The 10,620-nt window shown below is 61.7% G+C and carries 11 protein-coding genes, 1 tRNA gene and 1 riboswitch; of the genes, 8 read left to right on the top strand and 4 right to left on the bottom strand.

The features are described 5' to 3' along the window. Positions 1 to 97: 97 nt before the first annotated feature. Positions 98 to 252, top strand: a riboswitch (cobalamin riboswitch). From D5261_RS19000 to D5261_RS18965, 8 genes are all read left to right on the top strand, one after another. Continuing rightward, complete coding sequence (locus D5261_RS19000) at positions 227 to 1,138, top strand: prepilin-type N-terminal cleavage/methylation domain-containing protein (RefSeq protein ID WP_165864431.1); 912 nt, start codon at positions 227 to 229, stop codon at positions 1,136 to 1,138. (Overlaps the previous riboswitch by 26 nt.) A gap of 15 nt (positions 1,139 to 1,153) precedes the next feature. Continuing rightward, complete coding sequence (locus D5261_RS18995) at positions 1,154 to 2,053, top strand: ABC transporter substrate-binding protein (protein WP_119323242.1); 900 nt, start codon at positions 1,154 to 1,156, stop codon at positions 2,051 to 2,053. 157 nt (positions 2,054 to 2,210) lie between these two features. Next, the gene (cobU, locus tag D5261_RS18990; protein ID WP_119323243.1) at positions 2,211 to 2,765 is read left to right on the top strand and encodes a bifunctional adenosylcobinamide kinase/adenosylcobinamide-phosphate guanylyltransferase; all 555 of its coding nucleotides are present in this window, start codon (positions 2,211 to 2,213) and stop codon (positions 2,763 to 2,765) included. Next, positions 2,762 to 3,535, top strand: coding sequence for an adenosylcobinamide-GDP ribazoletransferase (locus tag D5261_RS18985; protein WP_119323244.1), 774 nt, complete (start codon positions 2,762 to 2,764; stop codon positions 3,533 to 3,535). Before cobU ends, D5261_RS18985 begins: the two co-directional genes overlap by 4 nt. Before the next feature lie 21 nt (positions 3,536 to 3,556). Continuing rightward, the gene (cobT, locus tag D5261_RS18980; protein ID WP_119323245.1) at positions 3,557 to 4,603 is read left to right on the top strand and encodes a nicotinate-nucleotide--dimethylbenzimidazole phosphoribosyltransferase; all 1,047 of its coding nucleotides are present in this window, start codon (positions 3,557 to 3,559) and stop codon (positions 4,601 to 4,603) included. 6 nt (positions 4,604 to 4,609) lie between these two features. Then, positions 4,610 to 5,542, top strand: a complete 933-nt coding sequence (locus D5261_RS18975; RefSeq protein ID WP_119323246.1) for a BtuF-related (seleno)protein — start codon at positions 4,610 to 4,612, stop codon at positions 5,540 to 5,542. Positions 5,543 to 5,666: 124 nt separating this feature from the next. Next, positions 5,667 to 5,743 (top strand) — tRNA-Pro (locus D5261_RS18970). An 82-nt stretch (positions 5,744 to 5,825) separates the two neighbouring features. Then, positions 5,826 to 7,136 carry a SpoIID/LytB domain-containing protein gene (locus D5261_RS18965; RefSeq protein ID WP_119323247.1) on the top strand — a complete coding sequence of 437 codons (1,311 nt, stop codon included), beginning with the start codon at positions 5,826 to 5,828 and terminating at the stop codon, positions 7,134 to 7,136. Here the strand turns inward: D5261_RS18965 and D5261_RS18960 are convergent. The 4 genes from D5261_RS18960 to lepB form a co-directional block, all read right to left on the bottom strand. Beyond that, positions 7,102 to 7,563, bottom strand: a complete 462-nt coding sequence (locus tag D5261_RS18960; RefSeq protein ID WP_119323248.1) for a type II toxin-antitoxin system RatA family toxin — start codon at positions 7,561 to 7,563, stop codon at positions 7,102 to 7,104. The two genes, D5261_RS18965 and D5261_RS18960, sit on opposite strands and share 35 nt — an antisense overlap. A 26-nt stretch (positions 7,564 to 7,589) precedes the next feature. Then, the gene (gene lexA, locus D5261_RS18955; protein ID WP_119323249.1) at positions 7,590 to 8,213 is read right to left on the bottom strand and encodes a transcriptional repressor LexA; all 624 of its coding nucleotides are present in this window, start codon (positions 8,211 to 8,213) and stop codon (positions 7,590 to 7,592) included. Between the two features lie 143 nt (positions 8,214 to 8,356). Then, complete coding sequence (locus D5261_RS18950) at positions 8,357 to 9,496, bottom strand: type IV pilus twitching motility protein PilT (RefSeq protein ID WP_218025691.1); 1,140 nt, start codon at positions 9,494 to 9,496, stop codon at positions 8,357 to 8,359. 31 nt (positions 9,497 to 9,527) lie between these two features. Then, entirely contained in the window at positions 9,528 to 10,619 is a 1,092-nt protein-coding gene (gene lepB, locus D5261_RS18945) for a signal peptidase I (RefSeq protein WP_119323250.1), read from the bottom strand. Position 10,620: the final 1 nt, after the last annotated feature.

The raw sequence follows: 10,620 nt of genomic DNA, 5'->3' as shown, positions 1-10,620 counted from the left end.
TACCATTCATCTCCCCATCTAAGCTCTCGCTTGGCTGGGGAGATCTGTCCTTGACTTCTGTACAAGAAATCGGCCATAATATCGCCACTTAACAACTAAATCGTGCTCCGTCGTCGGTGCGTCGCGGTCAACGCGATGCTTAAATGGGGAAGTTCGGTGCGTCTCTCTAGAGACAAACCCGACGCTGTCCCGCAACTGTGAAGAGGCTCACTCCTCTCAAGCCAGAATGCCAGCCGATGACACAGCAGCGAAGCCATCGCTGCTGCTCATTTGCCTGCGCGCGACAGGCAGAGAGGTCATTCCATTGATTCGTCACACCACCCTGACGGCTCCCCAGCCGTCCGTCCGCACGACTTCCACTCTCCGCCGCCAGCACGGTTTCACCCTGATCGAGCTCCTCGTCGTCATAGCCATTATAGCGATTATTGCTGCGATACTTTTTCCCGTCTTCGCCAGCGCCCGAGAAAAAGCGCGTCAAATTAGCTGTGCTTCAAATCTGCATCAGATCGGCCTTGCAACGCTTCAATATATCCAAGATAACGACGAATCCTTTTTTCCAGTTCAGTCGACGACAACAGGAACTAAGACCGTGTACTGGTGGGCGAGTTACGATACGGCAACTCAGTCACTTAACGAAAGTGAAGGTTTGCTATATCCATATATGAAGAGCGCTCGCATTCAAGTATGTCCCTCATTTAATAACACAACGCGAAAAAGCTTGGGCTCGACAGGTTATGCATACAACAACGATTATCTTTCACCCTATGATGCTTCGTTTAATGTCACGACAGTCTCACTCGCTAAGATCCGTGTGCCAACAAAAACCGTAATGCTAGCGGACTCTGCGGAATACGACAACTTCTCATCGGCCACTCCCGCGATTGTCGCTAACGCTTATTTATCTGCTCCCAGTGATGGATTTCCGGCTTTTCAGGGTCGCCATAGCGGCATGGGGAATGTTCTGTGGGTAGACGGGCATGTCAAAGCAATGAAGCCCGTGTACCGTTCCGGATCTTTTGGCTACATGAATAGTTACAATGAAAGCGAATTCCGCCCCGCAAATCTTGGCGATATCGATGAGGACGGCGATTTCACGACCGATGAATTGTTCGATGGTTCGGGCGGGGAAAAGTCTTAAACTGACACTCGTTTCATGAACATCCAACGTCTGCTCAAATGCTCACTATTTCTAACAAGCCTTTTGGGCAGCTGTCACACTGTCGTTGCCGCGCCGGTCACCGTTACGGATGATCTTGGACGCCAGATCAGGCTTCCTCACCCGCCTCGGCGGGTGGTGTCGCTGGCGCCGAGTGTGACGGAGATTTTGTTTGCGGTCGGGGCGCAGGATAAGCTGGTGGGCGATACGGCGTTTTGTGACTATCCGGAGGCGGCGAAAAAGATCGCTCATGTGGGCGGGCCGATGACGCCGAGCGGCGAGGTGATCGTCGCGATGCGGCCGGACATCGTGATCATGGCGGATCAAACCATCACGTCGTCCGAAGTCGATCAGCTCTCGCGCAAGTTCCATGCGCCGATCTATGTGACGGCGGCCGCGAGTTACGCGGGGACTGAGAAGAATATCGCGGCGCTCGGCGCGCTCGTCGGCCGCCCGGCGCAGACCAAAGCGACGCTGGACGCCATGGCGCACGCGCGGCGGCTCGTGCAAAAAGCCGTCGCGGGGAAACCGAAGCCGAAGGCGTTCCTGGTAATCTGGGATAAGCCGCTGATGACCGCGTCCGGCGCCAGCTTCATGGGCGACCTGGTGCGCCTCGCCGGCGGGACAAACGTCGCGGAGAAGACGCCGACGCCCTACCCGCTCTATTCGCCCGAAAGCCTGGTGCGCGACAATCCCGATATCCTTCTCACCGGAGCCGATGGAACGGTCACCATGCACAAAACGCCAGCCGGCCTCGCGCGCCTCCAGCTGCGCGCGATCCGCGCGGGCCGCTGCTTTGGCGTGCCGGCGGACTGGACAAACCGGCCGGGACCACGACTGCGATGGGGACTGCTGGAAGTGGCGAAGGCGCTGCATCCGGAGGCGTTTGGGAAGTAGAATTGGCCCTCACCCCCCGGCCCCCTCTCCCAATTCTGGGAGAATGGGGGCAAGAGTTTCAATGATAAGATCTTTCGGATCAAAGATCCGAATCTTAACCCTCTCCCAGAATTGGGAGAGGGTGGCCCGAAGGGCCGGGTGAGGGCCGTACAACATTATGAGCAATCTAACACTAATCCTCGGAGGCGCGCGTTCGGGCAAGAGCCGATACGCGCAGGAACTCGCCGCATTGGAGGCGCAAGGGCGTCCGGTGGTCTATATCGCGACGGCGCAGGCGGGCGATGAGGAGATGCGGGAGCGGATTGCGCGGCATCAGCAGGACCGGCCGGCGGAGTGGCGGACGGTGGAGGAGCCGCTGGATGTCGCCGCCGTATTGAAGCGGGAAACGAAGGCGGGCGTCATACTGCTCGATTGTCTGACGTTTTTCGTCGTCAACCATATGCTGCGCTCGGGCGATGCGGCGACCTGTGAGGCGGAAACCTGGGACGCTGAGGCGGCGGAGGCCGCCGTGCGGGAGCTGGCGCAGGTCGCTCAGCAGGCGGCGCCGACGGTAATCGTGGTGTCCAACGAAGTCGGGATGGGGCTGGTTCCCGAGACGGCGCTCGGGCGCGTCTTCCGGGATGTGGCGGGACGCGCGAATCAGGAGATGGCGGCGGCGGCGACGCGGGTGCGGCTGCTGGTCGCGGGCATTCCGATGGTGGTGAAGGGTTGACGACGCTCAAGGGATGGCTCTGGTCGCCGCTGATCGCCCTGCAATTTCTGACGCGGATCCCCGTGCGCGGCGTGCCGGACTGGGCGTATGACGAGGCGGGCGGAAAACAGGCGGCGCTGGCGTTCTTTCCCGCCGTGGGGATGGTGGTCGCGACGATTGCGGCCGGCGTATACGCGGCGGGACAGGCGCTGGGGCTGAACCCGCTGGCGGTTGCCGTGCTGACCGTCACGGCGTCGGCGATGGTCACCGGCGCGTTTCATGAAGACGGTCTTGCGGATGTGTGCGACGGGCTCGGGCCGCACACGCGCGAGGACGCGCTTCGCGTGATGCGCGACAGCCGGATCGGAACCTTTGGCGGCGTCGGCCTCTGGATGCTGCTCACATTGAAGGCGTCCGCTATCATGTCCCTGGAGCCGGGGCGCCTGTGGGGCGCGCTCGTCGCCGCGCATATGCTGGCCCGCTGGTCGTCGCTGCCCATGTCCATGGCGCTGCCGTACGCGCGCGAGGCGAAGGGCGCGAACGCGGGAATCGCCGCGCTCGTGACCTGGCGTGAGACGCTGATCGCCACGGTCATCACCCTCGCGGTAATCGGGCGCTGGCTGGGAATGGTCCACGGCGCGATGCTGTTTTTGGGAGCCGTGGCGATGGCGGCGGCCACGGGATGGTTCTATCGAAAGAAATTCGGCGGCATTACCGGCGATTGCCTGGGCGCGACGAATCAACTGGCGGAAGCCACGACACTGCTCATGGCGGCGCGGCTGCTGCATTAATCTGGGAAAGATGATAAATCAATGACATTTTTACTCTCCGACATTGCCGCCTCCATTCCGGCGTTCGATGTTCACGCCGCGCGGCAGGCGCGGGAGCGACAGGACCGCCTGACAAAGCCGCAGGGCAGTTTGGGTCAACTGGAAGCGCTGTCGATCCAGCTGGCGGGGATCACGGGAAATCCTCTCCCGCGTACGGACCGGCCGGGCATCTTTGTCTTCGCCGCCGATCATGGGGTGGCGGCGCGCGGCGTCAGCGCCTACCCCGCCGAAGTGACGGCTCAGATGGTGCTGAACTACGCGCGCGGCGGCGCGGTGATCAATGTGCTGGCGAAGCAAATCGGCGCGGAATTGACAGTGGCGGATGTCGGCGTGTCGTCGGCGCTGCCCGATGATCTTATCATACATCATCGTAAAGTTCGGCTCGGGACGGCGGATTGGACTGAGGGTCCCGCCATGACGCGCGAGGAAGCCCTGCGGGCGATCCAGATCGGCGCGGAGATCTTCGAAGCCTCGGGCGCCGATCTGGCGGTCATTGGCGAGATGGGCATCGGGAATACGACCACGGCGGCCGCGCTTTCGGCGGCGCTGACGGGATTGGCGCCGGCGGAGCTGATCGGACGCGGAACCGGCGTGGACGACGCCGGTTTGGCGCGCAAACTCGCGGCGATTGAGACGGGACTGGCCCGGCTTCCCAAAACATCCGACCCACTGGAGATCTTGTCGGCGATCGGCGGCCTGGAAATCGCGGCGATGGCGGGCGTCGCGCTGGCGGCCGCGCGGCGGCGCGTTCCGGTGCTGCTGGATGGATTTATCTCAACCACGGCTGGACTGCTCGCGGCGGCGATTGCGCCGGCGGCGCGCGAATATCTGCTGGCGTCCCACCGGTCGCCTGAACCGGGACACACGCTGCTGCTGAGACGATTAGAACTGACGCCCCTGCTGGACCTTGGCATGCGTCTGGGCGAAGGCAGCGGCGCGGCGCTCGCGGTTCCGCTCATCCAATCCGCTCTTGCCGTCCTCCGGGATGTCGCGACATTCGAACAGGCGGGCGTTTCGGACCGGGAGTAACGTCAGATGAAGATCGTTTCACTGCTGCCAAGCGCCACGGAGATCGCGTTCGCCCTGGGACTGGGAGACAGCGTCGTCGCCGTCACCCACGAGTGCGATTACCCGAGCGCCGCGCTCGCCAAGCCGCACATCACGCGCAGCATCATCCCTCCAGGGCTTTCCAGCCGCGAGATCGACGCCATTGTCACCAACAAGATCGGCGATTCGCACAGCCTCTACACGATCGATTCCGAGCTGCTGCAAGCGCTTCAGCCCGATCTGATTTTGACGCAGCAGCTTTGCGATGTCTGCGCCGTGGCCTATGACGATGTCGTGGCGGCCGTCTGTTTCCTGCCCGAGCCGCGCCCCCAGGTTCTCAACCTGGAGCCAACGACGCTTTCGGACATTCTGGAGAATATCCGTCAGGTCGGCGCGGCCGCCGGGATTCCCGAAAAGGCGGAACAAGTGATCGCCGGCTTACAGGCGCGGATCGACGATGTCCGGACAACCGTGGCGCACTTCACCGAGACCCGCCCGCGCACGGTGCTTCTGGAATGGATCGATCCCCTCTTCTGCGGCGGACACTGGGATCCCGAGCTGGTGGAAATCGCAGGCGGCCACGATGCGCTCGGCAGGATGCACGAACCCTCGACGCAGATCACCTGGGACAGCATACGCGAATTCGATCCTGAGGTGCTGGTAATCGCGCAGTGCGGCTTCCCCATCGAACGATCCATCGAAGACATTCCGATTCTGGAGGCCCTGCCGGGTTATACCGATCTCGCCGCCGTGCGCAATGGGAACGTCTACCTCGTCAACGGCTCCGACTACTTCAGCCGCCCCGGCCCGCGCGTCGTGGACAGCCTGGAGCTTATGGCGCGCATGATCCACCCCGCGATCTTCGGCGAGCCCGACGATCCGCGAAAGATCCTGCGAATCAACGCGCTGCTTGGGAAGTAGAGACCAACCCACGGCCTTCGGCCGGGGGAGGTCTCTCAAGTAATTCTATGGTTTTCTGCTCATCCGCAGTGAAACTGTTGACAAACGCTGATTGAAAGTGCTATTATATATTCGCTCTGGACGACGGGGTGTGGCTCAGCTTGGTAGAGCGCACGGTTCGGGTCCGTGAGGTCGGAGGTTCAAATCCTCTCACCCCGACCAGAGTTTTTCAGAATCCATACCGCAGATTGACAGCCCAGTATCCCTGGGCTGTTTGCATTTGTGTCCCACGGAGAAGGCCCGTATGCGCTTCCCTTGCTTCGCCGCTTGCGCCGCCATTGTTGTCCTGCCGCTCGCCGCATGCGCGCAGAACGATCCGCTCCCGCCTCTCAAGATCGGTCTCGATCGAACGTTCCGCCACTCCACCGCCCTGCTGGTCTCCGCCGAGAGCGCATTTTCCCTGAAAGACGCCGCGACAAACACCGTCGTCGCGCGCGCCGCCCCCGGCGCGATTTACCGAATTGTCTCCAACGATGAAGGGATGACGCTGGCCCGGATCGATAAAAAGCAGGACGAACAGATCGCAAGCGATCTCGCGGGACCGATCGAGCTGATCCCGGAACAAAACACGACCGTCAAAGCAGCCCGCCTCAACGACCCGACCCCCAAACTCACCGTCCCATGGCGACGATATCACGGATCACTCTCCGTTAAGTTCGAAGACGACGCGACGCTGCGCGTGATTAACGTCGTCGATCTGGAAGCGTATTTGTGCGGCGTGGTGCCGGCGGAGATCGGGGCGAAGTCTCCGCTGGAAGCCTTGAAAGCGCAGGCGGTCGCGGCGCGCACCTATACGCTGAAGAACCGGGGCAAGCTGGCGCGCGAGGGAATGGATCTGGACGACACCACACGGTGCCAGTCTTATGTGGGGATCGACGGCGAGACCGCCTTTGTGACGGCGGCGGTCGACGCCACGAAGGGCCAGGTCATCACTTACGGCGACGCGCTGATCGACGCCACCTACTCCACCGACAGCGGGGGCGTGACGGCCTGCGATCCGACGGGCGCCGCCCCCTACCTCCAGGCCGTGCCGGACTGCCCGGCGCCGGGCAAGCCGGAGTACGCCGCCGATGCGCCGAAGCATCTCTGGCTATGCACCTTCAGCGGCGCGCAAATCGAGGCGCTGCTCTGCAAGGACGACCGGACAAATGTCGGCAAACTCAAAGTTCTGACGATCGACGGGGTGGATACATCCGGTCGGATCGCCACCGCGACGGTCGTCGGCAAGGATGGAAAGACGAAGACCGTGACGGGGCCTCAGCTTCGGCAGATTCTGGGATACGACCAGCTGCGCAGCACGCTGGTTTCCATGAAGGTATTGCAGGATGGAAGTTATGAGTTCCGTGGCCGGGGATGGGGCCACGGAATGGGGATGTCACAGCTGGGGGCGGTCGCGATGGCCTCGCCGCCTTACCGGAAAAGCTACAAGGACATCTTGACGCATTACTATGTCGGCGTCCAGATCGTGCCGCTGAGCACGGTCAAACTGACTCCGGCGCAGGCGTCCGCGCCGAAACAGTTTACGCAGGCTCCGGCTGCTCCGCGCGGGTCTTAATCGCGTCGAGCAGCCGCTGCGTGTTCTCGCGCATCAGCTTCGCCACCACTTTTTTGAGCAGCGGCCCGATCAATGGGATCTCGAATTCGTAGGTCAGGACCGACGAAAACTTTGTCTGCCCGCCGCCCAGATCGCTAAATGTCCAATTTCCGCCGTACGATTGATAGTCACCCTTCACCTGCGTGAAGCGGCAAATGTGCGCGGCGTCATCCCATACGTCTTCTTCCGTCCAGCGGATCTTCAATTTGAAGTCCGACGCCACGCCCACCCACTGAGTCACCGTCCGCGCGCCGTCGTCGCTGCGCTCCTGAACGACGAGGCTTTCGACATCCGGCATGAACTCCGGAAAGCTCTCAACATCCTTCGCGAGCGCATAAACACGCTCCAGCGGAGCGTTGACGGTGACTTCATTTTCAATCGTGGGCATAAAATACAGAACCTTAAAACGGGACCTTAAGAGAACTTGCGGACCAATCCGACGACTTTGCCGGCGATCTGAACATCTTCGAAGTACATTGGCTTCATAAACTTGTTCGCGGGCTGAAGACGGATCCGCTGCTTTTCTTTGTAGAAGCGCTTGACGGTCGCCTCGCTCTCGATCATGGCGACAACAGTCTCCCCATTGTTCGCGGTGGGCTGGCGGCGCACAACGACGAGGTCGCCGTCGTGGATGCCGTCGTCGATCATACTATCCCCACGCACTTCGAGAATAAACCCGTCGCCGGAGATAAAATCGTGCGGCAGCGGGAATACGTCTTCGACGTCCTCCACAGCAAGGCGGGGCTTGCCGGCCGCGACGGTGCCGACAATCGGCACCTGAACGATCTGCTTGCTGCGCGGCGGCTCGGCGCCGCCGTCCATGCCGGGCACGAGCTTGATGGCGCGCGTCAGCACGGCGTCGCGCTGAATATGCCCCTGCTCCTCCAGCGTCTTCAGGTGCGCGTGCACCGTGGACGAGGAGGAGAGGTTCACGGCGGAACCGATTTCGCGGACGGTCGGGGGATAACCATGGCCGTCCATATGCTGCTGAATATATGTTAAGATTTGTTTTTGTCGCGTGGATAACGGCCTGGGCATGATATTGCTGAGCCTCCCTCGGGTACAGCTGTTTGGCAACAGATGTTCGAATATGAGGCATTATAGCACGGAATTGCGAAAATTGGCAAATCCGCGCCGATGGGCGATATTCTTGGACGTGAACGAGGGGCCATGGAAATCGCCTACTTCTTTTCGGGCGCCATCAACTGCTGAATGATCTCGGGCGAATGCGCGTGCGCAAGCGCGGTGTCGTAGGTGATGACGCCGCTCTGGTAGAGGTCCAGCAGCGAGCGCTCCATGAGCTGCATGCCTTCCTTGCGGCTGGTCTGCATCGTGCTGCGGAGCATGTTGGACTTGCGTTCGCGGATCTGGCTTCGGACGGCGGCGTTGTTGATCAGCACTTCCGTAGCGAGCTTTCGGCCGTCGGCGTCCACGCGCGGCAGGAGCTGCTGCGCGACGACAGCGACCAAACACGCCGCGAGCTGAGTCTGGATCTGCGCCTGCGTGTCGCCCGGGAAGGCGTCCACGATCCGGTCCACCGTCTGCACCGCGTCGGGCGTATGCAGCGTCGCGATCACCAGATGTCCCGTTTCGGCGGCGGTCAGCGCGGTGGAGATCGTCTCCAGATCGCGCATCTCCCCCACCCCGATTACGTCGGGATCCTGACGCAGAATATGCACCAGCGCCTTGCTGAATGAGCGCGTATCGGAATGAACCTGCTGCTGCACGATCAAACTCAAACGATTCTCATGCACGAACTCGACCGGATCCTCGACCGTGATGATCTTGCAGCGCCGCTGCCGGTTGATCATATCGATCATGCAGTTGAACGTCGTCGTCTTTCCGCTACCGGTCGGTCCGGTGATCAAGATCAAGCCGCTGCGCTTCTCGACCAGCTTGTGCATGATCTCCGGCAGGCCCAGCTCCTGCGGCGTGCGCAGGCTCAGGGGGCAGACCCGGATGGACGCCTCCACATTCCCCATGTGGAAGTACACGGTCACGCGAAAATGTCCCATATCCGGCAGGAAGATCGAGACGCAGAGCTGCCAGTCACGCTCGAACTCTTCGCGCTGCCCTTCGCTGAGCAGCGAATAGACCAGTGAGCGCACATCCTCGCGCCCCAGGGACGTATCGCTGTCCGCCACCAATTCTCCATCGATCCGGAACATCGGCGGGAGGCCGACGACCAGATGCACGTCGGACGCGCGCCGCTGGGTGGCGCGCCGCAAAGCCGCCAGAAGCCGCGCATAGTGATTGGTCTGTGACGACAGGTCCAGCCCGGTCATACGGCCGTTGTGCGCAAACGATAAAGGCGTGTCCAAAATCTACCTCCTGCTCACCGAGTCTCAAAAATTACCGAAGCCAGCGGCGACGCGCCGGCGGGGTGTAAACCGCAATCACTTTGCCGCGCACGTCCTCGGGAGAAACCAGCAGATACGACTGCGTGGTCTGCATCGGATCGCCCCCGCGCTCCTCCGTATACGGCCTGGCCATTGCCCGCCAAATGAAAAACTCTCCCTTCGGAACCGCGACTGCAAAGGGATTGGACGCGGGCTGAAAGGCGATCGGCAACTCCGGCGTCCGCAGCGGACGCCCGTTGACCCAGAGACCGCCATTCGCGTACTCCACCCTGTCTCCCGGAAGTCCGATGAGGCGTTCCGTCACCGGATAGTAATTGTCCATAATGACCATGATCACATCGCCCCGGCGGGCGTTGTGCAGAGGATCGGACCAGGACTGCACGATAATTCCGTCGCCGTTCAGCAGCGTCGGCGCGGCCAAATCCGTCCGCATCTCATAAATCGGAAAGTACTGCGCCAGAAAAATAAAGACCGACGTGATACTCAGGCCCAGCGCGCAAAAGCTTTGAAACGCCAGCATCCCCGCGCGCAGGCGCTGAAACTCCGGCGAGGCGGTTGAGTTCACGATCGCCGCCCGCCAGCAGGCGTCGACGATCGACGCCAAGACGACCAGGGCGATCAGCCAGATAAAGACCGTGGAGGCATCGGAGTGGATCGTCGCAATGGCGCCAAGACACAGCGTGAAAAACGCGCCGAAGAACGCGATCGCCGCCCGTCGCCTCTTCTGGATCCACTGGACACATCCCGGTAAGGGAGCGAAACAAATCAGAAGCATGTCGCTTTGCGACAGAGTAGGCTGTATGGACAGCCTGGACGAGCCGCCGGCGGCTCGAAGCAGATGCATGCTGGGGCGCGGCAGCGAGCGTACGCGCGTGGCGAGCGCTTCTGGAGGCCGGACATGAAGCCGAACATTGTCCGTCAGAGACCGGTCGCGCGCGCGCGGCGGGTAATAATCGGCGGCGGGCGTCACGGGCTTGGGCGGCGGGGCGACGGGCGCTCCGGAATCCGCGGTCAAGCTGGATTTGCAGCGGCCGCAAACGGCGGCGCCCGGCAGGTTATAGTATCCGCACTGCGCGCACTTCATC

Origin of the sequence: Capsulimonas corticalis, assembly GCF_003574315.2 — a bacterium.
Classification (GTDB): domain Bacteria; phylum Armatimonadota; class Armatimonadia; order Armatimonadales; family Capsulimonadaceae; genus Capsulimonas; species Capsulimonas corticalis.
This window is presented reverse-complemented; position numbering and strand designations above follow the sequence as displayed.

What these genes read in the sequence shown, in the direction of transcription:
- D5261_RS19000 (WP_165864431.1), top strand. Translation starts at nt 227, where the DNA reads ATGCCAGCCGATGACACAGCAGCGAAGCCATCGCTGCTGCTCATTTGC.
- D5261_RS18995 (WP_119323242.1), top strand. Translation starts at nt 1,154, where the DNA reads ATGAACATCCAACGTCTGCTCAAATGCTCACTATTTCTAACAAGCCTT.
- cobU (WP_119323243.1), top strand. Translation starts at nt 2,211, where the DNA reads ATGAGCAATCTAACACTAATCCTCGGAGGCGCGCGTTCGGGCAAGAGC.
- cobT (WP_119323245.1), top strand. Translation starts at nt 3,557, where the DNA reads ATGACATTTTTACTCTCCGACATTGCCGCCTCCATTCCGGCGTTCGAT.
- D5261_RS18975 (WP_119323246.1), top strand. Translation starts at nt 4,610, where the DNA reads ATGAAGATCGTTTCACTGCTGCCAAGCGCCACGGAGATCGCGTTCGCC.
- D5261_RS18965 (WP_119323247.1), top strand. Translation starts at nt 5,826, where the DNA reads ATGCGCTTCCCTTGCTTCGCCGCTTGCGCCGCCATTGTTGTCCTGCCG.
- D5261_RS18960 (WP_119323248.1), bottom strand. Translation starts at nt 7,563, where the DNA reads ATGCCCACGATTGAAAATGAAGTCACCGTCAACGCTCCGCTGGAGCGT.
- lexA (WP_119323249.1), bottom strand. Translation starts at nt 8,213, where the DNA reads ATGCCCAGGCCGTTATCCACGCGACAAAAACAAATCTTAACATATATT.
- lepB (WP_119323250.1), bottom strand. Translation starts at nt 10,619, where the DNA reads ATGAAGTGCGCGCAGTGCGGATACTATAACCTGCCGGGCGCCGCCGTT.